Annotated in this window: 23 protein-coding genes and 1 tRNA gene; 8 read left to right on the plus strand and 16 right to left on the minus strand. The window is 66.4% G+C overall.

Annotated features, from left to right (window positions below):
• The 4 genes from AB839_RS04435 to AB839_RS04450 form a co-directional block, all read right to left on the minus strand.
• A partial coding sequence (locus AB839_RS04435; protein WP_061478448.1) for a hypothetical protein occupies nucleotides 1-340 on the minus strand: 340 nt, incomplete at its 3' end.
• On the minus strand, nucleotides 337-1,167 hold the full coding sequence (kdsA, locus tag AB839_RS04440) for a 3-deoxy-8-phosphooctulonate synthase (protein ID WP_010485995.1): 831 nt from the start codon (nucleotides 1,165-1,167) through the stop codon (nucleotides 337-339). The genes AB839_RS04435 and kdsA, both read right to left, overlap by 4 nt.
• 89 nt (nucleotides 1,168-1,256) lie before the next feature.
• Nucleotides 1,257-2,921: a CTP synthase gene (locus AB839_RS04445; RefSeq protein WP_005416023.1), complete on the minus strand. Its 1,665-nt coding sequence runs from the start codon at nucleotides 2,919-2,921 to the stop codon at nucleotides 1,257-1,259.
• Between the two features lie 400 nt (nucleotides 2,922-3,321).
• Nucleotides 3,322-3,555, minus strand: coding sequence for a hypothetical protein (locus AB839_RS04450; RefSeq protein WP_019658885.1), 234 nt, complete (start codon nucleotides 3,553-3,555; stop codon nucleotides 3,322-3,324).
• Nucleotides 3,556-3,725: 170 nt separating this feature from the next.
• Between AB839_RS04450 and parE the strand changes: the two genes are divergently transcribed.
• The 3 genes from parE (at nucleotide 3,726) to AB839_RS04465 (ending at nucleotide 7,928) form a co-directional block, all read left to right on the plus strand.
• On the plus strand, nucleotides 3,726-5,615 hold the full coding sequence (parE, locus tag AB839_RS04455; protein ID WP_061478449.1) for a DNA topoisomerase IV subunit B: 1,890 nt from the start codon (nucleotides 3,726-3,728) through the stop codon (nucleotides 5,613-5,615).
• A gap of 126 nt (nucleotides 5,616-5,741) precedes the next feature.
• Entirely contained in the window at nucleotides 5,742-6,320 is a 579-nt protein-coding gene (locus AB839_RS04460; RefSeq protein ID WP_061478450.1) for a GNAT family N-acetyltransferase, read from the plus strand.
• Between the two features lie 111 nt (nucleotides 6,321-6,431).
• Nucleotides 6,432-7,928: a S10 family peptidase gene (locus AB839_RS04465; RefSeq protein ID WP_061478451.1), complete on the plus strand. Its 1,497-nt coding sequence runs from the start codon at nucleotides 6,432-6,434 to the stop codon at nucleotides 7,926-7,928.
• Nucleotides 7,929-8,309: 381 nt separating this feature from the next.
• Here AB839_RS04465 and AB839_RS04470 read toward each other — a convergent pair whose 3' ends face one another.
• Nucleotides 8,310-9,431, minus strand: coding sequence for an inorganic phosphate transporter (locus tag AB839_RS04470; protein ID WP_014646691.1), 1,122 nt, complete (start codon nucleotides 9,429-9,431; stop codon nucleotides 8,310-8,312).
• 13 nt (nucleotides 9,432-9,444) lie between these two features.
• Nucleotides 9,445-10,071, minus strand: coding sequence for a DUF47 family protein (locus AB839_RS04475; RefSeq protein WP_004152833.1), 627 nt, complete (start codon nucleotides 10,069-10,071; stop codon nucleotides 9,445-9,447).
• Nucleotides 10,072-10,363: 292 nt separating this feature from the next.
• Here AB839_RS04475 and AB839_RS04480 point away from each other — a divergent pair, with 292 nt between their 5' ends.
• Nucleotides 10,364-11,668: a hemolysin family protein gene (locus tag AB839_RS04480; protein WP_005416017.1), complete on the plus strand. Its 1,305-nt coding sequence runs from the start codon at nucleotides 10,364-10,366 to the stop codon at nucleotides 11,666-11,668.
• Entirely contained in the window at nucleotides 11,652-12,311 is a 660-nt protein-coding gene (locus tag AB839_RS04485; protein ID WP_053501113.1) for an exopolysaccharide biosynthesis protein, read from the plus strand. The genes AB839_RS04480 and AB839_RS04485 overlap by 17 nt, the downstream gene beginning before the upstream one ends.
• A gap of 112 nt (nucleotides 12,312-12,423) precedes the next feature.
• On the opposite strand, the gene AB839_RS04490 is transcribed toward AB839_RS04485, so the two are convergent.
• The 4 genes from AB839_RS04490 to AB839_RS04505 all read right to left on the minus strand — a co-directional run bounded on the left by AB839_RS04490 (nucleotide 12,424) and on the right by AB839_RS04505 (nucleotide 15,555).
• Entirely contained in the window at nucleotides 12,424-12,921 is a 498-nt protein-coding gene (locus AB839_RS04490) for a pyridoxamine 5'-phosphate oxidase family protein (protein ID WP_005416015.1), read from the minus strand.
• Nucleotides 12,922-12,990: 69 nt separating this feature from the next.
• Nucleotides 12,991-13,986 (minus strand): LLM class flavin-dependent oxidoreductase, encoded by a 996-nt coding sequence (locus tag AB839_RS04495; RefSeq protein ID WP_061478452.1) that lies wholly within the window; start codon nucleotides 13,984-13,986, stop codon nucleotides 12,991-12,993.
• 190 nt (nucleotides 13,987-14,176) lie between these two features.
• Complete coding sequence (locus tag AB839_RS04500; RefSeq protein ID WP_061478453.1) at nucleotides 14,177-14,944, minus strand: sulfurtransferase; 768 nt, start codon at nucleotides 14,942-14,944, stop codon at nucleotides 14,177-14,179.
• Between the two features lie 245 nt (nucleotides 14,945-15,189).
• Entirely contained in the window at nucleotides 15,190-15,555 is a 366-nt protein-coding gene (locus tag AB839_RS04505) for a DUF6164 family protein (RefSeq protein ID WP_061478454.1), read from the minus strand.
• Nucleotides 15,556-15,625: 70 nt separating this feature from the next.
• Between AB839_RS04505 and AB839_RS04510 the strand changes: the two genes are divergently transcribed.
• Entirely contained in the window at nucleotides 15,626-16,060 is a 435-nt protein-coding gene (locus tag AB839_RS04510) for an FKBP-type peptidyl-prolyl cis-trans isomerase (protein ID WP_061478455.1), read from the plus strand.
• Nucleotides 16,047-17,294, plus strand: a complete 1,248-nt coding sequence (locus AB839_RS04515; protein WP_061478456.1) for a TIGR03862 family flavoprotein — start codon at nucleotides 16,047-16,049, stop codon at nucleotides 17,292-17,294. Before AB839_RS04510 ends, AB839_RS04515 begins: the two co-directional genes overlap by 14 nt.
• 39 nt (nucleotides 17,295-17,333) lie before the next feature.
• On the opposite strand, the gene AB839_RS04520 is transcribed toward AB839_RS04515, so the two are convergent.
• From AB839_RS04520 to AB839_RS04535, 4 genes are all read right to left on the minus strand, one after another.
• A complete protein-coding gene (locus AB839_RS04520; RefSeq protein ID WP_061478457.1) occupies nucleotides 17,334-17,795 on the minus strand; it encodes a GNAT family N-acetyltransferase in 462 nt (153 codons plus the stop codon).
• A gap of 137 nt (nucleotides 17,796-17,932) precedes the next feature.
• Nucleotides 17,933-19,555 carry an FMN-binding glutamate synthase family protein gene (locus AB839_RS04525; RefSeq protein ID WP_061478458.1) on the minus strand — a complete coding sequence of 541 codons (1,623 nt, stop codon included), beginning with the start codon at nucleotides 19,553-19,555 and terminating at the stop codon, nucleotides 17,933-17,935.
• 55 nt (nucleotides 19,556-19,610) lie between these two features.
• Entirely contained in the window at nucleotides 19,611-20,897 is a 1,287-nt protein-coding gene (locus AB839_RS04530) for a nucleotide sugar dehydrogenase (protein ID WP_061478459.1), read from the minus strand.
• 143 nt (nucleotides 20,898-21,040) lie between these two features.
• A complete protein-coding gene (locus AB839_RS04535; protein ID WP_061478460.1) occupies nucleotides 21,041-21,475 on the minus strand; it encodes a BLUF domain-containing protein in 435 nt (144 codons plus the stop codon).
• A gap of 132 nt (nucleotides 21,476-21,607) precedes the next feature.
• On the opposite strand from AB839_RS04535, the gene AB839_RS04540 reads away from it, so the two are divergent.
• Nucleotides 21,608-21,694, plus strand: a tRNA-Leu gene (locus AB839_RS04540).
• Between the two features lie 21 nt (nucleotides 21,695-21,715).
• On the opposite strand, the gene hemN is transcribed toward AB839_RS04540, so the two are convergent.
• Together hemN and AB839_RS04550 are read right to left on the minus strand one after the other, a co-directional pair.
• Entirely contained in the window at nucleotides 21,716-23,125 is a 1,410-nt protein-coding gene (hemN, locus tag AB839_RS04545) for an oxygen-independent coproporphyrinogen III oxidase (protein WP_061478547.1), read from the minus strand.
• Between the two features lie 44 nt (nucleotides 23,126-23,169).
• On the minus strand, nucleotides 23,170-23,610 hold the full coding sequence (locus AB839_RS04550; protein ID WP_061478461.1) for a group III truncated hemoglobin: 441 nt from the start codon (nucleotides 23,608-23,610) through the stop codon (nucleotides 23,170-23,172).
• Between the last annotated feature and the right edge of the window lie 113 nt (nucleotides 23,611-23,723).

Consider the following 23,723-nt stretch of genomic DNA (forward strand, 5'->3'; position numbering starts at 1 on the left):
GCCCGTAGAACAGGGCACCAAGCCACAGCGACAGCAGGACGATCGCCAACCCGGCGGCCACCTTGCCACGGTTCAGGCGCCAGGCCAGTACGGCGGCAGCGACGCACCCCACGGCGCCGACCAGCTCTGCCACCAGCAGCGCAATGAAGTACGCCCGAAGATCGGGCGCGCTGCTGCCATCACCCGGTGGCCGCACCGATGCAGCACTGATCAGCACCAGGCAGAACACGCCCACGGTGAACACCACGGACAGCCCCAGCGCGATCAGACCCCACGGCCACTGTCTCCAGTGCCGGCGGTGACGCTGGGTTTCCAGCGCCACCCACGGGTCACGACTCACGCGAAGCGCGAGAAACCGTGCTTCTTGGTCACCGCGTCGAGTTCCATCAGCGTCTCGAGCAGGGCCTCCATCTGGTCCAGCGGCCACGCGTTGGGACCATCGGACAGCGCCTTGGACGGGTCCGGATGAGTCTCGGCGAACAGGCCGGAGATGCCCACCGCCACGGCGGCACGGGCCAGCACCGGCACGTGCTCACGCTGGCCACCGGAACTGGTGCCCTGCCCGCCCGGCAGCTGCACCGAATGGGTGGCGTCGAACACCACCGGGCAACCGGTCTCGCGCATCACCGCCAGCGAACGCATGTCGCTGACCAGGTTGTTGTAGCCGAAGCTGGCACCGCGCTCGCAGACCATGATCTGCTCGTTGCCAGTGGCCTTGGCCTTCTCCACGACCGGCTTCATGTCCCACGGCGCCAGGAACTGGCCCTTCTTGATATTGACCGGCTTGCCGGCCGAGCACACCTTGCGGATGAAGTCGGTCTGGCGGACCAGGAACGCCGGGGTCTGCAGCACATCCACCACCGAGGCCACTTCGTCCATCGGGGTGTATTCGTGGACGTCGGTCAGCACCGGCACGCCGATCTGCTTCTTCACTTCGGCCAGGACCTTCAGGCCTTCTTCCATGCCCGGGCCGCGGAAGGCGGTGCCCGAGGTGCGATTGGCCTTGTCGAAGCTGGACTTGAAGATGAAGTTGACGCCGAGCTTGTCGGTGATCTCCTTCAGCTTGCCGGCGGTATCGAGCTGCAGCTGCATCGACTCGATCACGCAGGGGCCGGCGATCAGGAACAGGGGCTGGTCCAGCCCGACCTCGAATCCACACAGTTTCATGGCGTTTCCTTGTTGTCCGCAGCACCGGACAGGCCGGTGCGCTGGGGGTTGAAGCATGCAGGATGGGGGCCGAAGCCCCCATTCACAAGTCAGGCGCGCGCTTCGGAAAGCAGCTTGCCGCCGGCCTTCCGCTCGCGCGCGGCACGGATGAAACCGATGAACAGCGGATGGCCGTCACGCGGCGTGGACAGGAATTCCGGGTGCGCCTGGCAGGCCAGGAACCACGGGTGGGCGTCGCGCGGCAGCTCGACCACTTCCACCAGGGTGTCGTCCATCGACTTGCCGGCGATCACCAGGCCCGCATCTTCCAGCTGGGTGCGGTAGCGGTTGTTGAACTCGTAGCGGTGGCGGTGGCGCTCGGCGACCACGTCCTTGCCGTACAGCTCGCGGGCCAGCGTGCCCGGCTTCAGGCGCTGCTCCTGCAGGCCCAGGCGCATGGTGCCGCCGAGGTCGCTCTTGTCGTCACGCTTCTCGACATCGCCGCTGGCGGTGCGCCATTCGGTGATCAGGCCGATCACCGGGTTCGGCGACTGGCGATCGTTCTCGGTGCTGTTGGCACCTTCCAGCCCGACCACGTTGCGCGCGTAATCGACCACCGCCGCCTGCATGCCGTAGCAGATGCCGAAGTACGGCACCTGCTGCTCGCGGGCGAACTTCGAGGTCAGCACCTTGCCTTCGAAACCACGATCACCGAAGCCACCCGGCACCAGGATGCCGTCGACATCGGCCAGTGCGGCCATGTCGGTGCCTTCCAGGTCCTGTGCTTCCAGCCACTTCAGGTTGACCTTGGTGCGCTGGCGCAGGCCGCCGTGCTTCAGTGCTTCGCCGACCGACTTGTAGGCGTCCTGGTGATCGACGTACTTGCCGACCACGGCGATGGTCACTTCGTCCAGCGGGTGCAGGGTCGCATCGACCGCGTCTTCCCACATCGACAGATCGACCGGACCGGCCTTGTCGGCCAGCTTCAGCTGGTTCACCACGATTTCGTCCAGGCCCTGTGCATGCAGGCCGGACGGGATGCGGTACAGCACGTCCACGTCCGGCACGCTGATCACCGCACGCTCGGAAACGTTGGTGAACTGGGCGATCTTGCGGCGCTCCGAATCCGGCACCGCCTGCTCGGAGCGGCACAGCAGCACGTCCGGCTGGATGCCGATCGAGCGCAGCTCCTTCACCGAGTGCTGGGTCGGCTTGGTCTTCAGCTCACCGGCGGCGCCGATGTACGGCACCAGGGTGAGGTGCATGAACAGCGCCTTCTCCGGGCCACGTTCGGTGCGCACCTGGCGGATCGCCTCCAGGAACGGCAGCGACTCGATGTCGCCCACGGTGCCGCCGATCTCGACCAGTGCCACGTCGTAGCCTTCGGTGGCTTCGTCGATGCAGCGACGGATCTCGTCGGTGATGTGCGGAATGACCTGCACGGTCGCGCCCAGGTAGTCGCCGCGGCGCTCCTTGCGGATCACGTTCTCGTAGATGCGGCCGGTGGTGACCGAGTTCTTGCGGCTGAGGCGGGTGCGCACGAAGCGCTCGTAGTGGCCCAGGTCGAGGTCGGTCTCCGCGCCGTCGTCGGTGACATAGACCTCACCGTGCTGGAACGGGCTCATGGTGCCCGGGTCGACGTTGATGTACGGGTCGAGCTTCATCATCGTGACCTTCAGGCCACGGGCTTCGAGAATGGCGGCCAGCGACGCGGCGGCAATGCCTTTGCCGAGCGAGGACACCACGCCGCCGGTTACGAAAATCAAGGGAGTCATGGCTGCAAGCATCCTGTCTGGAAATGGAAAACGGCAGCACCACGCGCACCCGGAGGGCGGGCATGGTGCTCAGAGGGGGTTTTCCGGTTCGCTGAGGCAGCGAGGGAGGTGCGGATCCGTGCGGCAGCGGGGGCCGGACGGGAACCATCGTGCGAGGTCGGGGCGGCCGTGCCGGTCAAATCGACCGTCACCTGCGACCCGCCTTGCTGGAAGCCACGCTTGGCCGCTCCAGCCCATTCGCAAAGGGTGGACACGCACTTACTCCCGGAAAGCCATAGTTTACAGATTGATGGCCGCCAACCCAAGAGGCTGACGCCACGTTCCTAAAAAGAAACGCCCCGCTGAGCGGGGCGTTCCGGAGCGCAACCCTTGTCGCAAGGGCGCCTGGCAGGCCGCGGGATCAGCGCTTCTTGCGCGCTTCCTCTTCCTCTTCCTGCTGCGGGGCCGGCTGGCCCTGCGCCTTCATCTGGGCATTGGCCTGGGCCCGGCGCTTGGCCTTGGCATCGGCCTCGGCCTGGGCCTTGTCGGCCTGATCACCCTGTTGCGGGGCCGACTGGCCGGCGTTCTGCGCCACCACCAGCGGCACTGCAACAGCGGCAGCGGCCAGGATCGCAATGGTCAGCAACTTCTTCATGGAGTCCTCCTCGCGGTATGGCTTGGACGTTCTGATCCAACGGAGCGCCGGCGTTCAGATTCCAGCGGCTGCCATTTTACCCCCTCTGCGTCGCCGAGACTGAACCGCAGGCGTGCAAAATCCCGTGCCAGACCCCACACTTGCCCGTCGCTCCAAGCTTTCGAAGACAGATGAACGCCCGTTATAACGCCGCCGATATTGAAGTCCTGTCCGGCCTTGACCCGGTCAAGCGCCGTCCCGGCATGTATACCGACACCGCGCGCCCGAACCACCTGGCGCAGGAAGTGATCGACAACTCGGTGGACGAAGCCCTCGCCGGCCACGCCCGTTCGATCGAGATCACCCTGTACAAGGACGGCAGCGTGGAGGTCAGCGATGACGGCCGCGGCATGCCAGTGGACATCCATCCGGAGGAGAAGATCCCGGGTGTCGAGCTGATCCTCACCCGCCTGCACGCAGGCGGCAAGTTCAGCAACAACAACTACACCTTCTCCGGCGGCCTGCACGGCGTCGGCGTCAGCGTGGTCAATGCGCTGTCGACCCTGGTGGAGGTGCACATCAAGCGCGACGGTGCCGAACACCGCATCACCTTCCGCAACGGCGACCGTGCCACGCCGCTGGAAGTGGTCGGCAGCGTCGGCAAGAAGAACACCGGTACCCGCGTGCGCTTCTGGCCGGACCCGAAGTACTTCGATACGCCGAAGTTCGCGGTGCGCGCGCTCAAGCACCTGCTGCGCGCCAAGGCCGTGCTGTGCCCGGGCCTGACTGTGAAGCTGACCGATGAAGCCACCGGTGAAGTCGATACCTGGTACTACGAAGACGGCCTGCGCGATTACCTGAAGCTGGAGCTGGGCGATCGCGAGATGCTGCCGGCCGAGCTGTTCGTCGGCAGCCTGAAGAAGGACACCGAGGTCGTGGACTGGGCAGTGGCCTGGCTGCCGGAAGGCGAGCTGGTGCAGGAAAGCTACGTCAACCTGATCCCCACCGCCCAGCACGGCACCCACGTCAACGGCCTGCGTACCGGCCTGACCGAGGCGCTGCGCGAGTTCTGCGACTTCCGCAACCTGCTGCCGCGTGGCGTCAAGCTGGCCCCGGAAGACGTGTGGGACCGCGTGTCGTTCGTGCTGTCGCTGAAGATGACCGACCCGCAGTTCAGCGGCCAGACCAAGGAGCGCCTGTCCTCGCGCCAGGCGGCCGGCTTCATCGAAGGTGCCGCCCATGATGCCTTCAGCCTGCTGCTCAACCAGAATGTGGAGCTGGGCGAGAAGATCGCGCAGATCGCCATCGAGCGTGCCAGCGCGCGCCTGAAGACCGAGAAGCTGGTCGTCCGCAAGAAGGTCACCCAGGGCCCGGCCCTGCCCGGCAAGTTGGCAGACTGCATCAGCCAGGACCTGTCGCGCACCGAGCTGTTCCTGGTGGAAGGTGACTCGGCAGGCGGCAGCGCCAAGCAGGCCCGCGACAAGGATTTCCAGGCGATCATGCCGCTGCGTGGCAAGATCCTGAACACCTGGGAAGTCTCGTCCAACAGCGTGCTGGCCTCGGAGGAAGTACACAACCTGGCCATCGCCATCGGCTGCGATCCGGGGAAGGACGACATCAGCGGCCTGCGCTACGGCAAGGTGATCATCCTGGCCGACGCGGACTCCGACGGCCTGCACATCGCAACGCTGCTGACCGCGCTGTTCCTGAAGCACTTCCCGGCGCTGGTCGATGCCGGCCACGTGTTCGTGGCGATGCCGCCGCTGTTCCGCATCGACGTAGGCAAGCAGGTGTTCTATGCCCTGGACGAAGAAGAAAAGCGCTCGATGTTGGACAAGATCGAACGCGAGAAGATCAAGGGCGCCATCAACGTGACCCGCTTCAAGGGCCTGGGCGAGATGAATCCGCCGCAGCTGCGCGAGTCGACCATCCACCCGGATACGCGCCGCCTGGTACAGCTGACCGTGGACGATGGCGAGCAGACCCGCTCGCTGATGGACATGCTGCTGGCCAAGAAGCGCGCGTCCGACCGCAAGGGCTGGCTGGAGTCGAAGGGCGACCTGGCTTCGCTGGAAGTCTGATCCCTCGCGGGGTCGGATCCGTTTCCCGCCGGGAAAGGGATCCGACCCCATCCGCCCCGGGCATTCCGCCCCCATCGGCAAACCCGGCGGCGCCATAATGCGCGTCCATCCGCGTGGACCACCGTATTGGCCAGCCACTCGCTGCTGTTCCCCGACCTGCCGCTGCACAGTGCACGGCTGGTCCTGAGCCCGATCCGCCGTGACGACGCCGCCGCGCTGTTTACGCTGCAGTCCAATCCCGATGTGATGCGCTGGTGGAATCATCCGGCCTGGACGCGACAGGCCGAGGCGCGCGAGCAGATCGACGATGATCTCGCAGCCCATGCCATCGGTACCCAGCTGAAGCTGGCCGTGCGCGAATCACTGGAAGGTCCACTGCTGGGCATCTGCGTGGTGTTTGCAGTGGACCGCACTGCAGCCCGCGCCGAGATCGGCTACCTGCTGGCACCGGATCGCCAGGGCCAGGGCTACATGCACGAGGCCCTGCAGCAGGTACTGGCCTACCTGTTCGGCACCCTCCACCTGCACCGCGTGGAAGCCGAGATCGACCCGCGCAACGCACCCTCCGCGCACGTGCTCGAACGCCTGGGCTTCCGCCGCGAGGGAGTGCTGCGCCAGCGCTGGCGCATCCAGGGGGAACTGGCCGACTCGGCCGTCTACGGCCTGCTTGCCGATGACAAAGCGGCAGCCGCCCTGCCCGCTTGACCCAAGCTGGCCAATCGCGGCCGCAACGCCGGGGCCATGTCTTTGGACACATACGGCAAGGGCCGCCACCGGCCTAGCATCGGAATCCCCTTCCGCTGCCCAGCCGGTGCCATGAAGTCTCTGTTGCACACTGCCGCGCTCTGCGTCGGCCTGCTCATCGCCCCAGCCAGCGTGCTGGCCGCGCCTGATGCCGACGCCAAGCCCGATCCGAAAGACGACAAGACCGAGGCACCTGCGTTGCCCGCAGACGCCTCGGCCCGCCAGAGCATGCGCCTGGCCGGCCGCACCCTGGACTACACCGCCACCGTCGGCACCCTGCCGGTACGCGATGCCAAGGGCAAGGTGATTGCCGACGTGGTGTTCACCGCCTACACGATGCCGGGCAAGGACCGGCCGGTGACCTTCGCGCTCAATGGCGGCCCCGGTGCATCGTCGGTCTACCTCAACATGGGCGCGATCGGGCCCAAGGTGGTGACCTTCGGCTCCGAGGGTGACAGCGCGTCGGCGCCGGCCACGCTGCACGACAACCCCGGCACCTGGCTGGACTTCACCGATCTGGTGTTCATCGATCCGGTCGGCACCGGCTTCAGCCGCGCGCGCATCGGCGACGACGAAGCGAAGAAGGCGCTGTACAACCCCAGCGCCGACATCGAATACCTGTCACGCTCGATCTACGACTGGCTGCTGCGCAACCAGCGCATGGCGTCGCGCAAGTACCTGACCGGCGAGAGCTACGGCGGCTACCGTGGCCCGCGCATCACCCACTACCTGCAGACCCGGCTGGGAGTTGCGATGAACGGCCTGGTACTGGTCTCGCCGTACCTGAGCCCGACCCTGGAAGACAACGCCGATGTCTCGCCGATGGCGTGGATGCAGACCCTGCCGTCGATCGCCGCCGCGCACCTGGAGCGCCAGGGCAAGCTGACCGATGCAGCGATGCGCGACGTGGTGGAGTACACCCGTGGCGACTACGCCACCGCGTTGATGAAGGGCCGCAGCGATCCGCAGGCGACCGAGGCAATGCTGCGCCGGGTGACCGAACTGACCGGGCTGGACCCGCAGTTCGTGCGCCGTGCCGGTGGCCGGCTGGAAACCCAGGCCTACCTGCGTGAAGTGTTCCGCGACAAGGGCACGCTGGGCAGCCGCTACGATTCCAACGTGACCGCGTTCGATCCATTCCCGAACGATCCGGAGCAGCGCGCCAACGATCCGCTGCTGGACAGCATCATTGCGCCGACCACCACGGCGATGGTCGACTTCGTGACGCGCGTGGTCGGCTGGAAGGTGGATGCGCGGTACCAGGCGCTGAACTACGACGTGAACCGGCTGTGGGACCGCAATGGCGAGCTGCGCGATGGCGCGGTGACCCAGCTGCGCCAGGCCGTGGCGATCGACCCGAACCTGCAGGTGCTGATCGTGCATGGCTGGAATGACCTGTCGTGCCCGTTCATGGGTTCGATCCTGACCGTGGACCAGATGCCGACGATGGGCAGCAATCCGGACCGGGTGCAGGTGCGGAGCTACCCGGGCGGGCACATGTTCTACAGCCGGGCGGACAGCCAGGCGGCGTTCCGCAGGGATGTGCAGGCGCTGTTCCAACGCAATTGAGGACGGTCGGCCGGGCCTGCGGCCCGGCACCCGCCGGATCAACGGCAACTGCAACTGCTACTGCAACGGCAAAAGCAGGGTTTCCGTGGGTTGGCGGGGTGGGATAGGCAGGCGGGGGACGGCAAAAACTGCTCCTGCGTGCCTCGTAGAGCGCCATCCATGGCGCTCTGCGCCCCCGCCTGCCCATCCCACCCCGCCTTCGACAGTTTCCGTGCGCTGTTGGTGGGTGCCGACCGTTGGTCGGCACGGGATCGGATCCCTGTTTCTGCTCTGGCAAGGTGTCGACCTTGGTCGACACGATGTGTCCGGAAGGATTCACTGCCCATGAAAAAAGCCCGCCGGTAGTCGGCGGGCTTTTTCGTGTGCACCTTGGCGTGGCGATCAGGTCCAGCCGAACAGCTCGAACAGCTTCAGGATCAGGTACGCACAGCCGCCTGCCGCGGGAATGGTCAGGATCCAAGCCCAGACGATGCGCTCGATCACGCCGAACTTCAGCGAGCGCGGGTTCTTGGCGAAACCGACGCCCATGATCGCGGTGGAGATGCTATGCGTGGTCGAGACCGGCATGCCGAAGTGGGCCGCCAGGGTCAGGATGGTGGCCGAGCTGGTCTCTGCGGCGAAGCCGTGGATCGGGTGCAGCTTGACCATCTTGTGGCCCAGGGTCTTGATGATCTTCCAGCCACCCGAGGCGGTACCGGCAGCCATCACCACCGCACAGGTGAGTACGATCCACATGGCGATGCCGTCTCCGGCGTGCGCGTCCGGGTGCATGAAGGCCAGCCAGGACGGCAGATCGTTCAGTGCGCCGGTGGCTTCGGCACCAATCAGGGTCATCGCGATGATGCCCATGGTCTTCTGCGCGTCGTTGTGGCCGTGGGCGAAGCCCATGTAGGCCGCCGAGGCGATCTGCGCCTTGCCGAAGAAGGCATTGACGATGCGCGGACGGGCCAGGCGGCCGATGGCGCCACCGATCTTGGCCAGGCCGGCGATCAGCGCCCACAGCAGCACCATCACCACGATGCCGAGCAGGAAGCCGGCGATCGGCGAGGTGATCATCGGCACGAACACCTTCCACAGCAGGCCCTTGTTCTGCGCCCAGCTGCCCAGGCGCTCCGACCAGATCAGCGCGTCCCAGTTGTTGTGGGCCGCGGCCAGGCCGGCACCACAGAGGCCACCGATCAGGGCGTGCGAGGACGAGGACGGCAGGCCCTTCCACCAGGTGATCAGGTTCCAGATGATGCCGCCCAGCAGGGCGCACAGGATCACCTGCGGAGTAACCTCGACCACGTTGGTGTTGAGCAGGCCCGAGGCGATGGTCAGCGCCACCGCCGTACCGGTCAGCGCACCGATGAGGTTCATGAAGGCGGCCAGCATCACCGCCCAGCCGGGCGAGAGCACCTTGGTCGCCACTACGGTGGCAATGGAGTTGGCAGTGTCGTGGAAGCCGTTGATGAACTCGAAGACGAGCGCGGCCAGGATCACCACCAGGACAAGGGTCAACATGCGGCGGCGTCCGTCAGCTGTTCTTCAACACGATCTGGTACGCCACCACGCCGGCCTCGCGGCAACGGTCGATGGCCTTTTCCAGGATCTCGAAGAATTCCTTCAGCAGGAACATCTGCAGGTTGTCCAGGCGACCGGAGTAGATGTCGCGGTACAGCTCGAGCATCAGGCGGTCGGCCTCGTTCTCCAGCGAGCGCAGCTTCTCGTTCAGCGCGGTCATCCGGTCCAGGTTCATGTGGCGCAGGTCGGCCACCATCTCCACCACCACGCCGGCGGCCTGTTCCAGCATCGCCGCGCGCGGCGCGAAGTCGATGTGCTCCAGGTGGGTCGTGGCCAGCGAATAGCGATCGGCGAACTTCTCGATCTGCTTCGGAATCTTGTACAGGGCCGAACCCAGCGCCTCGATGTCTTCGCGCTCGATCGGGGTCATGAAGCTGTCCACCAGCGCCTGGCTGATCTTGTCCGAGGCCGCGCGTTCGCGCAGGCGGGCCAGCTTGAAGGCGTCCAGCGCGGGCTGGCGATCGGCCTCGCGCAGCATGGAATGCAGCGCCTTGGCGGCATCGGAAGCCGCGACGGCAGCCTCATCGAGCAGGGTGTAGAACTGTTTGCCGGAACCGAAAATGGTCTGCAGAGAGAACATTGAGAAACCTGTCAGCCGTCGCGGGAAGGACGGCACCAGAGCGAATTATGACGGCTAGATGACCATCACGGGTATCCCCGCGCCCTTTCCGGGCTCTGGGACCCCCAACCTGAACAGGCGGTTGCCACCCTGCCACGCCCCTTTGCTAAGATGCCAGCGCGCCTCCGGGCGCACCTTATGGACGACGACCCTTATCCCCCTGCGCCGCGCCGGACCCTGTTCCTGAGCGCCAGCCGCCATCGCAAGCACCCGCCCTCCCTGCCACCAACCGGGGACGACGCCCGTGTTTGAAATGATCCTGATTGTCTTCGCGCTGGTTCTGCTGAACGGCTTCTTCGCCATGTCCGAGATGTCGGTCATGACCTCGCGCAAGAGCCGCCTGAAGCAGATGGCCGCCACCTCCAAGCGCGCCGCCAAGGCGCTGGAGCTTTCGGAGAAGCCGGAGAGCTTCCTGTCCACGGTGCAGATCGGCATCACCGTGATCGGCGTACTGACCGGCTACCTCGGTGGTGATGCGATCGGCGACGCGATCGCCGGCTGGCTGCAGGGCCTGATGCCCGGCTTTGCGTACGCGCGCGAAGTGGGCACCGCCCTGGCGGTCTCGCTGATCACCTTCATCACGCTGATCTTCGGCGAACTGGTGCCCAAGCGTCTGGCCCTTACCCGCTCCGAGGCCATTGCCGGCCTGGTCGCGATGCCGATGAGCTGGCTGGCCAGGCTGGCCCTGCCCTTCGTCTGGCTCCTGTCCAAGACCACCCAGCTGGTACTGAAGGTGCTGGGCCTGGGCAAGGACGAGGCCGCGCAGGTGACTGAAGAAGAGATCCGGATGCTGGTGGCCGAGAGCCACGAAGCTGGCGTGATCGACGCCCACGAGCGCGACATGATGAACCGCGTCATGCGCCTGGGCGACCGCACCGCCGACAGCCTGATGACCCCGCGCAACCGCATTGCCTGGCTCGACACCCAGGCCGGGCTGGAGCGCAATCTGGACATCATGGCCGAGCACGAGTTCTCGCGGTACCCGGTGTACCGCGACAACGACATGGACGTGGTCGGCGTGCTGGAGCTGAAATCGCTGGCCACGCGCATGGCGCGCGGCGACAACGCGCTGTTCCAGACCCTGCGCGAACCGCTGTACGTGTCCGAATCGACCCACGCGATGAAGCTGCTGGAGATCTTCCGCGAGGAGCAGCAGTCGATGGCGCTGGTGGTGGACGAGTACGGCGAGATCCAGGGCCTGGTGACCATCAGCGACCTGATGGGCGCCGTGGTTGGCCGCCTGCAGGCGGTGGAGAATGCCGATGAAGACGCACTGGTGGTGACCCGCGAGGACGGCTCGCTGCTGGTCGACGGCTCGCTGCCGATCGAGGACCTGCGCGAGCTGATCGGAAGCAACGACCTGCCCGATGCCGAGGATGGCGACTACTACACGCTGGCCGGCATGTGCATCCATTACTTCGGCCGCATCCCGCACGCAGGCGAGTACTTCGACTGGGCCGGCTGGCGCTTCGAGGTGGTCGACCTGGACGGTGCGCGGGTGGACAAGCTGCTGCTGCGCACGTTATCCGACGAGCAGGCCGATGAGCTCACCGCCTGAGGCCGGCCAGGGCCAGGGCGCGCAGCGCCCGACCTACCGCAACGAGGGCATCCGCACCCTGCTGGAGATGTTCGCCTCCGGCGATCCTGCCGAGCACATGCCGCTTGGCCAGATCCTCAGCAACCTGCAGCAGAGCGCGTTTGGCGTGTTCCTGTTCGTGGCGATCCTGCCCTCGTTCATCCCGATCCCGGGCATGGGGGGTGCGGTCAGCGGCCCACTCGTGGTCCTGATCGGACTGCAGATGCTGTGTTGCCTGCGCCGGCCCTGGCTGCCGGGTTTCATTGCCCGACGCGGGCCGAAGCGCGGCACCATGCACCGCTTCCTGGACCGTATCGATCGCCCGTTGCGGCGGCTGGACAGGATGCTGAAACCTCGCCTGCCGCAGTTGCTGACACCGCTGCCCGCGCACGCCTTCAGCGGCCTGCTGCTGGTGCTGCTGGGCATCCTGCTGTCATTGCCGATTCCGTTCACCAACTTCCTGTTCGGCTTCCAGCTGCTGCTGTTCTCGCTGGCGCTGCTGGAGCGCGATGGTGCATTGATGCTGTTCAACTGGATCGCAGCGCTGGTGGCGATCGCGTTCTTCGGCTTCAGTTCGGGGCAGCTGGTGGGCTATACAGTGGAACTTTTCCAGCGCTGGTTCTGAAGCGGCATCCGGTAGAGCCGGCCGATGACCGGCTGCCACGTTTCCAGGGTCGCCGGCCAACGGCCGGCACTACCGGCATCCGCTAGATCCACGCAACGCGTGGATGCGGCAATCACCGAAGGTCGACGAATCCGTTGTCCGCCAGCGGTGCCGGATCGTCCTGCACCGCCGACAGCACGAAGCTCAATGCCTTGCCCAGCAAGGTGCCCGGGCCATCCCAGTATTCGGCGCTATCGGCGCGCACGTGGATCAGGCGAAGGTTGGGGTCTTCCTTGCCGGCGGGGAAGAACAGCTTCATCGCCGGCGACCACAGCTCTTCGATCTTCGCGCGATCATCGACAACCCGCGCCCGCCCCGCCACAGACACATAGGTGTTCTTCGATGGCGAGGCATAGGCCACATTGACGCGCGGGTCGAGCGCGATCTCAGCCACCTTCGGGCTGTCGGCGGTGATCACGAACCACAGGTCACCGTCGAAGGCGACCTGCTGGGTGGCCAACGGCCGGCTGTAGAGCCGCCCATCGACGCCGGTGGTGGTGAACATCGCCACCTCCACGTCCTTGATCAGTTCAGCCAGCTGGGCAATGTGTTCGGCACGGGTCTCGGCCATGGTGGGAACTCCAGAAAGGGGAGCTCCCATCAGACGCGGATCGGCCGCAACGGGCCGTGACGCGATTGTTCAGCCCGCGTGGCTGCCATGCCAGGCGTTCATCGCCAGCTCGAAGGAACGCAGGCGCGCACGGTGGTCATACAGGTTGGCAGTGAGCATCAGCTCGTCAGGCTTGTGCCGCTCAACGAAAGCGGCGATACCCTCGGCCACCTGCTGCGGATCGCCCAGTACAGTGCAGGCCAGGGCCCGTTCCACGCCGAGCTTTTCGTGCGGCTCCCAGAAGGCTTCAATGTCGTCGATCGGCGCCGGGATCTTGCCCGGCCGGCCGCGGCGCAGGTTGACGAAACTCTGCTGTTGGCTGGTGAACAGGCGACGCGACTCGGCCTCGCTGTCGCTGGCAACAACGTTCAGGGCCAGCATCGCGTGCGGCTGCTTCAACGTGGCCGAGGGGCGGAATTCGCGGCGGTACACCGCCAGCGCTTCGTCCATCACGTCCGGCGCGAAATGCGAGGCGAATGCATACGGCAGGCCCATCGAGGCGGCCATGCGTGCGCCAAACAGGCTTGAACCGAGGATCCAGGTCGGCACCCGCAGGCCCCCCCCCGGAACGGCCTGCACCGCCTGTCCAGGCTGGACCGGCTCGAAGTAGTGCAGCAGCTCGCGCACGTCCTGCGGGAACTGGTCGGCGCTGTCGAAATAGCGGCGCAGTGCACGCGCGGTCGGCTGATCGGTGCCCGGCGCACGGCCCAGGCCAAGGTCGATGCGGTCCGGATACAGCGAGGCCAGCGTTCCGAACTGCTCGGCCACCTGCAGCGGGGCATGATTGGGCAGCATGATGCCGCCCGCGCCGACACGGATGCGTCGGGTGCCACCGGCAACATGGCCGATCAGCACGGCGGTGGCGGCACTGGCGATGCCGGGCATGTTGTGGTGTTCGGCCAGCCAGTAGCGGCGGTAGCCCAGCGCATCGGCGTGCTGCGCCAGTTCCAGCATGTTGGCGAAGGCGGCGGTGGTGTCACTGCCCTCGCAGACCGGGGCCAGGTCAAGGATCGACAACGGGATCATCAGGCGGTTTTCCGTCACAGGATCACCCTTGCATGGGGGCGGCCGGGCGCAGCGGCCAGTGACGGTGGCGGGATGCTGATTCCCGTAGGGCAGGTTCAACGCCCACCGGATCGTGGAGCCGAGCCCATGCTCGGCTGCCTTTCGTCGACCAACAGCGGCCGAGCATGGGCTCGGCGCTACAGAAATGCAGTCAGAACGCGCTGGGGCGCGGTTCGGGCAGCGGCTGGTCGACCATCGGCTTCAGCTCGGCATCCAGCGCCACGCGCTCATCGAACACGAAGCAGCGGCCTTCGTAGCCTTCGCCACCCACCTCCTCGAAGTAGCCGAGGATGCCGCCATCGAGCTGCAGCACATTGTCCATGCCGTCATTGACCATCCACAGCGCGGCCTTCTCGCAGCGGATGCCGCCGGTGCAGAAACTGACCACGGTGCTGTCCCGCAGCGCATCGCGATGCGGCGCCAGCGCCTCGGGCAGGTCGGTGAACTTGCGGATGGGCAACACCAGCGCATCCTTGAAGGTGCCGTACTCCACTTCCTGCAGGTTGCGGGTATCGAGCATCACCACCGGCTTGCCGGCATCGTCATGCCCCTGCCGCAGCCAACGCTGCACGGTGGCCGGATCGACCGACGGTGCGCGCGGATAGTCCAACGGCTGGCCGTCATCGCGACGGAAGCTGATGATCTCGTCCTTGACCTTGGCCTTCAGCCGCGCGAACGGCTGGTGCTCGCTCAGGCTGGTCTTGACCCGCATGCCGGCGAAACGCGCATCGGCACGCAGCGCTGCATAGAAGCCCTCGACCGCCTCCGGCGCCCCCGCCAGGAACAGGTTCAGCCCCTCGCCGGCCACCAGGATCGTGCCGCGCAGCTGCGCCGTCCCGGCACGGGCCAGCAGCTGGTCGCACAGGGCCTGGGGAGCGTCGATGACGGCGAAATGATAGGCAGCGGTATTGGCGATCATCCCGCCATTTTAGCGCCAGACCGCCCCAGGGTCAGATTTACCCGTTCATCCACGGATGGCGTGGATCAACTTCAGATCGCGGGAACTGTCAGAAGCGTGGCGGTTTGGGTAGGCGGGACCGTTTGATCTGGCCCCCAAAGATGGGTTTACGGCATGACCCGCCTGCCCACACCGCCGCGCCATCCCACGGAAACCCGCTTCTGACGTTGCCGTTGCCTCTGCGGGTGCAACCCGGCCGAAACCCGTTACCCCCGCAACAGCAGGAACGGCAGCAGCACCAGCGCCGCCGCGCCGGCCATCGACAGCAGCACCAGCACCACATAGGCCGGCCGGCGCCGGAACAGGCTGCCAAATGTCTCCGCCGTCCCCTCGCGCAATGCCTGCTCGCGTTCAGCCCGCACGCGCACGCCGCGCGCCGCCTGGTACTCCGCCATCAGCGCCTTCGCACGCGGATGATCAGCGTCGTCGCGCAGCCACAGGCCACCATTGGAAATGCCCCACGGGCTGGGTTCGGTGCGATACCAGGCGATGCCGTGCTGATCGAGCAGCGTGCAGACATCGGCATATTCGTCGTCGCCGACATTGCGCAGATTGAGCAGGAGTTTTGCCATGGCCCCATGATACCCGGCGCCGATGCGCTACCCTTGCCGCCCTCGCCCCGCGCCCTTCTGGAGACGCCCGATGCGCCGCCTGCTGCTTCCCCTGCTGCTGTCCCTCGCCGCCGCTGGCTGCTCGACCGAACCATCCGGCCCGCCGCCCGGCGGCACGCTGACCACCTTCGAGCGGATCGATACCATGCCCGGCACCGGCGCCGAAGCCATCGCCGGCAGCAAGGTCACGGTGCACTACACCGGCTGGATCTACGACAACCGTACCGAGACCAGGCACGGCAAGACCTTTGACAGCTCCTTCAAGCACGGCGAGCCGTTCACCTTCGCGCTCGGCGCCGGCCAGGTCATCCGCGGCTGGGACGAGGGCGTGGCCGGCATGAAGGTCGGCGGCAAGCGCACGCTGATGATTCCGCCGGACTACGGTTACGGGGACCGCAAGGTCGGCCCGATTCCGGCGGGCTCGTCGCTGGTGTTCGACGTCGAGCTGCTCGATGTCAAACCGTAATGCCGCCATGCCCCATCGGGTCGTCGTCATTGGCGGCGGCCCGGCCGGCCTGTTCGCCGCCGAACGCCTGCGTGCCGCTGGGCTGGAGGTCGACCTGTACGAGGCCAAGGGGTCGCCTGGCCGCAAGTTCCTGATCGCCGGCAAGGGCGGGCTCAACCTCACCCATTCCGATCCGCGGCCGTTGTTCGACAGCCGCTACCGCGAGCAGGCCGCCGTGGTCGGCAGCTGGCTGGATGGCTTCGACGCGCAGGCATTGCGTGACTGGGCCGCCGGCCTGGGCGTGGAAACCTATGTGGGCAGCTCCGGCCGCGTGTTCCCGGTCGACCGCAAGGCGGCGCCGCTGCTGCGCGGCTGGGTGCGCCGGTTGAAGGATCAGGGTGTGCGCCTGCATGCCAACCACCGTTGGATCGGCTGGAGCGACGACGGCGCCCTGCGCTTTGCCACCGAGGCGGGGGAAATCGATGTGCACCCCGATGCCACGGTACTGGCGATGGGCGGCGGCAGTTGGCCGCAGCTGGGCAGCGACGGCGCCTGGGTCGTGCCACTGCAGGCGCGTGGCGTGGACATCGCGCCGCTGCAGTCAGCCAATTGTGGCTTCGACGTGGACTGGACGCCGTTCTTTGCCCAGCGCAATGCCGGCGCACCATTGAGGCCGGTGGTCGCGCACTGGATCGACCTGACTGGACAACCGCGGTCGCTGCAAGGCGAGTGCGTGGCCAGCGAGTACGGCATTGAAGGCAGTCTGGTCTACGCGTTGGCCGCCGACCTGCGCGAGACCATCAACCGCGATGGCCACGCAATGCTGTGGCTGGACCTGGTGCCGGGTCGCGACGAGGCGCGCCTGCTGGCCGACCTGTCACGTCCGCGCAAGGGCCGAAGCTTCGGCGAGCACCTGCGCCGCCAGGCGGGTCTGGATGCGGTGAAGGCCGCACTCGTGTTCGAGATTCTTGGCAGGGAGGCCGGCAACGACCTGCCGGCTGTGGCCGCCACGCTCAAGCACCTGCCGCTGCGCCTGCTGCGCCCAAGGCCGATGGCCGAGGTGATCAGCACCGCCGGTGGCGTGCGCCTGGATGCGCTGGATGACGGCCTGATGCTGCGGGCCGTTCCTGGCGTGTTCTGCGCCGGTGAAATGCTGGACTGGGAGGCCCCCACCGGCGGCTACCTGCTGACCGCGTGCTACGCCAGTGGCCGGCGTGCCGCCGAGGGCGTGATCGGTTGGTTGGCCGGGCGGTGACGCCTGCCGTGTAGCGTCGAGCCCATGCTCGACGGCACATCACCACGGCCTGCGCATGCTCACCGAGGCCAACGCCACACCGCTGGGATGTGCATAGGCTTCCTCACCCACGCTGACAAAGCCCTGCCGTTGATAGAACGGCACGGCGTTGAGCGAGGCCGACAGCACCACCTCGCGCTCACGATCAGCCATCGCCAGCAGGCGCTGCATCAGCGCCCGGCCAATGCCCAGGCCGCCATGATCCGGATCGACGAACAACGCATCGACTTCATTGGCATCGACATCAAAGACGCCGAAGCCGAGCAGGCCACCCTGCCCGTCCTCGGCCACCACGCAACCGCCCTGCCCCAGCAACCGCGCATACTGCGACGGTGGCGGCGAGGCCGACCACGGTGCAATGACCTCGGGTGGGTAATGGCTGCTGCAGGTCTCGCGCACGCAACGCGTGCGCAACGCCCACAGCGTGGCGACATCGTCGATGGTACCGGTCCTGAACTGCATGACATCTCCTCGTAGAGCCGAGCCCATGCTCGGCTGTTCTTCGTTCCGACCTCGCGATGACTGATCGAAAGGCAGTCAAGCATGGCTTGACTCTACAGAAAGGCAGCCGAGCATGGGCTCGGCTCTACAACATCACGCTACCGCGACTTGCTGGCGCGCAGAGCCTGGATCTTCGGCGGCGGCTGGAACGAGTCGCTGCGCGCATCGGCCCAGAATGCATGGAACACCGCATGGTCGGGCACCTTGTGCAGCAGCTCGCCCGGTTCCAGGTAGCGGTAAAGCGACGCCAGCGAACGGATTTCCACCGGCGACACGCGACGCAGGATGTGCTCCGGCCCCAGCTCGGCCGGATCGTTCAGGCCCGCCGCGCACAACAGTTCCTTCAAGGCATGCAGCGTGTGCTCGTGATAGCTGTACACACGGGTGGCCTTGTCCGGTGCATCCAGATGCTTCCAGCGCGCAGGGTCCTGGGTCGCGATGCCGGTCGGGCATTTGTCGGTGTGGCAGCTCAACGACTGGATGCAGCCCAGCGCGAACATGAAGCCTCGGCCGGCATTGCACCAGTCGGCACCCAGCGCGATGGTGCGCGCGATGTCGAACGCACTGGTGATCTTGCCAGCGGCACCGATGCGGATGCGCTCGCGCAGGTCCAGGCCGACCAGGGTGTTGTGCACCAGCAGCAGTGCTTCATGCATCGGTACGCCGACATGGTCGACGAATTCAGCCGGCGCCGCGCCGGTGCCTCCCTCGGCACCATCGACCACGATGAAGTCCGGCAGCAGCCCGGTTTCCTGCATCGCCTTGGCGATGCCGAACCATTCCCAGGGGTGGCCGATGGCCAGCTTGAAACCGACCGGCTTGCCACCGGACAGCTCGCGCAGCCGCGCCACGAACTGCAACAGTTCGACCGGCGTCGAGAATGCCGAGTGACGCGACGGCGATACGCAGTCCACGCCCATCGGAACACCACGGGTCACCGATATTTCGGCGGTCACCTTTGGTGCCGGCAGCACGCCGCCGTGGCCCGGCTTGGCACCCTGCGACAGCTTGATCTCGATCATCTTGACCTGGTCGTGGGTAGCGTTGGCGACGAAGCGCTCTTCGCTGAAACCACCCTTCTCGTCACGGCAGCCGAAGTAGCCCGAGCCGATTTCCCAGACCAGATCGCCGCCCATCTCGCGGTGGTAGGGCGAAATCGAACCTTCGCCGGTGTCGTGGTAGAAGCCACCGCGCCGCGCACCTTCGTTCAGTGCGCGGATCGCGTTGGCCGAGAGCGAACCGAAGCTCATCGCCGAGATGTTGAACACGCTGGCCGAATAAGGCTTGGCGCAGTTCGGCCCAATCAGCACGCGGAAATCATGCTTGGCAATGGAGGTGGGAGCCAGCGAATGGTTGATCCACTCGTAATCCACCGCATAGGTACTGCGCAGGGTACCGAACGGCACCGTGTCCATTTCGTTCTTTGCGCGCTGGTAGATCAGCGCACGCTGCTGGCGCGAGAACGGCACGTCCTCCAGGTCGCTCTGCACGAAGTACTGGCGGATTTCCGGGCCGATTGATTCCAGGCCATAGCGGAAATGCGCCATCACCGGATAGTTGCGGCGCAGCGTGCTGCGCTTCTGCAGCAGATCCCAGGTCCCCAGCGCCACCATCGCGGCAGTCAGGCCGACGCCCCAGTACCAGGCCGGCCAGATCGTGGCCAACCACAGGCAGATGGGAAACATCAGGATGGCGAGCAGGTAGACGATATACCGGTGCATGGCGTTCCTTGGTTGCAACTGCCTGCGAGTCTACCGCGCCGGCCATCACCGGCGTTTACAGGCGACCGTCAACCACGTTGCGCGGCCAGGCCGATTTCACGTCGTAGACGATGCCGCCGGGCGCCAGCAGCGCCTGGATTGCGGCGTCATCCATGGCTTTGAATCGGGCATGGGCCACTGCCAGAACTACGGCGTCGTAACTCCCCGCCAACGGCTCGGCCAGCCAGTGCACGCCCGCGTCGGCCAATGCCGCCGGGCCGACCCACGGGTCGCTGGCCTCCACCTGTGCGCCGGCATCACGCAGGCGCTGCGCCAGTTCCAGCGCGCGGCTGTTGCGCAGGTCCGGGCAATCCTCCTTGAAGGTCACGCCCAGCACCAGGATACGCGACTGCGCAGGTGCGCGGCCGCGTTCGGCCAGCATTGCCAGCACACGCGACGCCACGTGCTCACCGACGCGGTTGTTGACCTGCCGCGCGGTGTGGATCAGGTCCGGGTGGTAACCCACGCTCTCGGACTTGTGCAGCAGGTAGTACGGGTCCACGCCGATGCAGTGGCCGCCGACCAGGCCCGGCCGGAACGGCAGGAAGTTCCACTTGCTGCCGGCGGCGTCGAGCACATCCTGGGTGTCGATGCCGAGCCGGTCGAAGATCAGCGCCAGCTCATTGACCAGCGCGATGTTGACGTCACGCTGGATGTTCTCCACCACCTTGGCCGCTTCGGCCACACGCATCGACGGCGCCGGGAAGGTACCGGCGGCGATGATGCGCTGGTACAGGCCATCAATCACCGCAGCCACTTCCGGTGTCGACCCCGAGGTGATCTTGCGGATATCGGCCAGGCGCCGCTGTCGGTCGCCGGGGCTGACCCGCTCCGGGCTGTAACCACAGTAGAAGTCTTCGTTGAAGCGCAGCCCGGACAGCTGCTCCAGCAGCGGCACGCAGACCTCTTCGGTGGTGCCGGGGTACACCGTGGATTCGTAGATCACCAGGTCACCCGCACGCAGGTGGCTGGCGATCAGCCGCGTCGCCGAACGCAGCGGCTCCAGATCGGGCTGCTCATAGGCATCGATCGGGGTCGGCACGGTAACGATGTAGACATTGCAGGCATCGAGCAAAGCCGGATCGCTGCCGTACTGCAACTGCTGCGCACTGGCCAGCTCATCGGCCTCCATTTCCAGCGTATGGTCCTGGCCGTCACGGAGCTCGGCGATGCGATCAGCATCGATGTCGAAGCCGAGCGTCGGCCAGTGCCGGCCGAAGGCCACCGCCAGTGGCAGGCCCACGTAGCCCAGCCCGATCACCGCGAAACGCGGCGAGGCTGCTGCCGCAAGCGGCGCGCTCAACGCCGCATCCCATGCAACGGCTGAAATCGCATGCGTACTGCCATGGGCATGGCCGACCTACTCATTCGCTTTGCCACTCCGGGAAGATCCATGCCAGAAAGGCTACAGCCTAACGGCCCGGGTGCCCGGCCGCCAAGGTGGGGTCAGGAACCCAATGCGACCGCGGCCGGCTCCAGTTCGCCATCGGCGCCGGTCCAGGCCTGCAGCAGGCGCTCGAAGCCACCGCCGCCAAGCACGAAGCCCGGCCATGAGGCGTCGACGATCTGTACCAGCAGTTCTGTATCAATGCGCCGGGTCCCCATCGACCAGCGCGGGAATGCCCGCTGCGCCACCGGCGCGCTGCACAGCACCTTCAGTTGTCCATGGCTGCGCGCATTGGCGATGCGCTGGTACACCGAATCGATGCCATCCTCCGGGCCTTCCAGGTACTGCAGGAAACGGCTGCCATCGAACATCAGCACACCCGTGACACCGGCTACTCGGTTGAATGCCGTGGCATCGGCCAGCAGGCGGTCAAGATCGGTTGTCTGCAGGTCGGCGCGGGCCTCGCTGGCATAGGCAATCGCGTGCAGCGACATCGGGTGGCTCCCCCCCCTGGGAACGAGGCTTTGGACTATGACATGAATGGGAGCGACAGTTAAGCACACCGCCGCTCCACTGCAATCCGGTCGGGATTCTGCAGCTGGGCTACAATCGGCGCCGCGCTGCAGGCCCGGATGGCGAAACTGGTAGACGCATCGGACTTAAAATCCGCCGGGGGCAACCCCATGCCGGTTCGATTCCGGCTCCGGGCACCATCGCACTCTTCACGACGAACGTCAGATTGCACGCGAGTAGCGCGGCTGCTCGCAGGCGGCACGCAGGTACGGGTCGAAGCACATCGCCAGCAGCCGCAGCAACGGCCGTCCAGGCTCGCTGGCGCGCACTACACCGTCACGGTACTCGGCGAGGCCGTCTTCCTGCAGCCGCTGCACCGAACGCAGGTCTTCGGCGAAGTACTGCTCGAAATCCACGCCATGGCGCTGGCCCAGCACCGCACCGTCCACCTCGCCCTGGCACATCAGCTGCTGGATCAGTTCTGCGCGCAGCTGGTCGTCGGCGCTGAGCGCCACGCCGCGCCACACCGGCAACTGACCCTGGTCCACGGCATCCTCCCACGACGGCAGGTCGCGCGGATTCTGGCTGTAGGTGGCACCGATGTGGCTGATCGCACTCACGCCCAGGCCGAGCAGATCGGTATCGGCGTGGGTGGTATAGCCCATGAAATTGCGATGCAGCTGCCCGGCGCGCTGCGCACGTGACAGATCTTCTTCCGGCAATGCGAAGTGATCCATGCCGATGTACTGGTAGCCGGCCGCAGAGAGTTTCTCCACCGCCAGGCCCAGCAGCGCCAGCTTGTCTTCCGGCGAAGGCAAGTGGCGTTCGTCGATCTGCTTCTGTGCGCGGAACAGATGCGGCAGGTGTGCGTAGCCGTACACCGCCAGGCGATCCGGGCGCAATGCCAGCACCCGTTCCAGGGTGCGGCCAAACCCTTCCAGGCTCTGTCCCGGCAGCCCATAGATCAGGTCGACGTTGACCGAACGCATGCCGCTGTCGCGGCAGGCCTGCAGGATGTCCAGCGTCTGCTGCACGCCCTGCACGCGGTTGATCGCTTCCTGTACCTGTGGGTCGAAATCCTGCACGCCCAGGCTGGCCCGGTTGAAGCCCAGCCGTGCAAGCATGGCGACATCGCGGGTATCGATGAAGCGCGGATCGAGTTCGATCGAGAAATCGCGCTGCGGCGAATCGCTGAAATCAAAGCGCCGGCGCAGTCCTTCAACCAGCGCGGTCATCGCCTCGGCCTCGAGGAAGTTCGGCGTTCCCCCGCCCAGGTGCAGCTGGATGACCTCACGGCCGTCCTCGAACTGCGGCGCCAGCAGGTCGGCCTCGGCCAGCACGCGCGCGACGTAGCTGTGGCCACGGCCGCGGTCGCGGGTGATCACCCGGTTGCAGCCGCAGTAGAAGCAGGGGCTGGAGCAGAACGGCACATGCACGTACAGCGACAGCGCGCGGGCCAGTTGGTTGCTGTCGGCGATTGCCTGGCGCAGTGCCGGCGCATCGAAGCCATCGTGGAAATGAGGCGCGGTCGGATACGAGGTGTAGCGCGGCCCCGGCCGGTCATGCCGGCGCAGCAGGTCGGGGTCGAAGGTCCAGGCCAGGCCGCCGGCGGCGGGAGAGAACGTGTCCATGCCGCCAGCATCGCGCCGGGCGTACCCGACCGCCTTGACCCAGATCAATCGCGGGCGGGGATTCCCAGCACCGGCAGGCCGACCTGCGGCCAGCGCAGCATCTGGTAGCGCTTCCAGAAGGTGTCACCGATGCGCGTGGCGACGTCGTTGGCCAGCACCTGCATGGGCGGGTTGCCGCACTCGGCGGTGGTGATCCGGAACAGCACCAGCCAGCGGTCGAACAGGTCCTTGTCCAGCTCGATGGCCATGTGCTTGGACATCGGCGAGCCCTTGAAGCGGCGCGTGCCGCGCAGCATTGCCGACCAGAAATCGACCAGCTGCGCCAGGTGTTCCGGCCAGTCGTGGACGTGCGCCTCGAACACAGGCCCCAACCGCTCTTCCTCGCGCACGCGCGCATAGAAGTCGTGGACCAGGCGGGTCACTTCCTGCTCGGTGCACAACCCGGGCGAGGCGACGGGCAGGACGGGCGGCGGCGTTGCGTTCATCGGGGCACCCAAAGCTTGCCGGCAGTGTGCCGTAGCCGGCCGGCACCGCCGTTGATCCAGATCAATGTCGGCGCAGTTCGCTGCACCTAGGCTGGCACGCCTGCAGGAAGCAT

Source organism: Stenotrophomonas sp. DDT-1, assembly GCF_001580555.1.
Lineage (GTDB): Bacteria > Pseudomonadota > Gammaproteobacteria > Xanthomonadales > Xanthomonadaceae > Stenotrophomonas > Stenotrophomonas sepilia.

Coding starts and splice junctions, on each gene's coding strand:
- kdsA (WP_010485995.1), bottom strand. CDS start 1,167: ATGAAACTGTGTGGATTCGAGGTCGGGCTGGACCAGCCCCTGTTCCTG.
- AB839_RS04495 (WP_061478452.1), bottom strand. CDS start 13,986: ATGATCCCGTTGTCGATCCTTGACCTGGCCCCGGTCTGCGAGGGCAGT.
- AB839_RS04535 (WP_061478460.1), bottom strand. CDS start 21,475: ATGTCGCTGCACGCGATTGCCTATGCCAGCGAGGCCCGCGCCGACCTG.
- AB839_RS04445 (WP_005416023.1), bottom strand. CDS start 2,921: ATGACTCCCTTGATTTTCGTAACCGGCGGCGTGGTGTCCTCGCTCGGC.
- AB839_RS04525 (WP_061478458.1), bottom strand. CDS start 19,555: ATGCACCGGTATATCGTCTACCTGCTCGCCATCCTGATGTTTCCCATC.
- AB839_RS04500 (WP_061478453.1), bottom strand. CDS start 14,944: ATGATCGCCAATACCGCTGCCTATCATTTCGCCGTCATCGACGCTCCC.
- AB839_RS04490 (WP_005416015.1), bottom strand. CDS start 12,921: ATGGCCGAGACCCGTGCCGAACACATTGCCCAGCTGGCTGAACTGATC.
- AB839_RS04480 (WP_005416017.1), top strand. CDS start 10,364: ATGATCCTGATTGTCTTCGCGCTGGTTCTGCTGAACGGCTTCTTCGCC.
- AB839_RS04515 (WP_061478456.1), top strand. CDS start 16,047: ATGTCAAACCGTAATGCCGCCATGCCCCATCGGGTCGTCGTCATTGGC.
- AB839_RS04510 (WP_061478455.1), top strand. CDS start 15,626: ATGCGCCGCCTGCTGCTTCCCCTGCTGCTGTCCCTCGCCGCCGCTGGC.
- AB839_RS04505 (WP_061478454.1), bottom strand. CDS start 15,555: ATGGCAAAACTCCTGCTCAATCTGCGCAATGTCGGCGACGACGAATAT.
- AB839_RS04485 (WP_053501113.1), top strand. CDS start 11,652: ATGAGCTCACCGCCTGAGGCCGGCCAGGGCCAGGGCGCGCAGCGCCCG.
- AB839_RS04475 (WP_004152833.1), bottom strand. CDS start 10,071: ATGTTCTCTCTGCAGACCATTTTCGGTTCCGGCAAACAGTTCTACACC.
- parE (WP_061478449.1), top strand. CDS start 3,726: ATGAACGCCCGTTATAACGCCGCCGATATTGAAGTCCTGTCCGGCCTT.
- AB839_RS04465 (WP_061478451.1), top strand. CDS start 6,432: ATGAAGTCTCTGTTGCACACTGCCGCGCTCTGCGTCGGCCTGCTCATC.
- AB839_RS04550 (WP_061478461.1), bottom strand. CDS start 23,610: ATGAACGCAACGCCGCCGCCCGTCCTGCCCGTCGCCTCGCCCGGGTTG.
- AB839_RS04520 (WP_061478457.1), bottom strand. CDS start 17,795: ATGCAGTTCAGGACCGGTACCATCGACGATGTCGCCACGCTGTGGGCG.
- AB839_RS04470 (WP_014646691.1), bottom strand. CDS start 9,431: ATGTTGACCCTTGTCCTGGTGGTGATCCTGGCCGCGCTCGTCTTCGAG.
- hemN (WP_061478547.1), bottom strand. CDS start 23,125: ATGGACACGTTCTCTCCCGCCGCCGGCGGCCTGGCCTGGACCTTCGAC.
- AB839_RS04450 (WP_019658885.1), bottom strand. CDS start 3,555: ATGAAGAAGTTGCTGACCATTGCGATCCTGGCCGCTGCCGCTGTTGCA.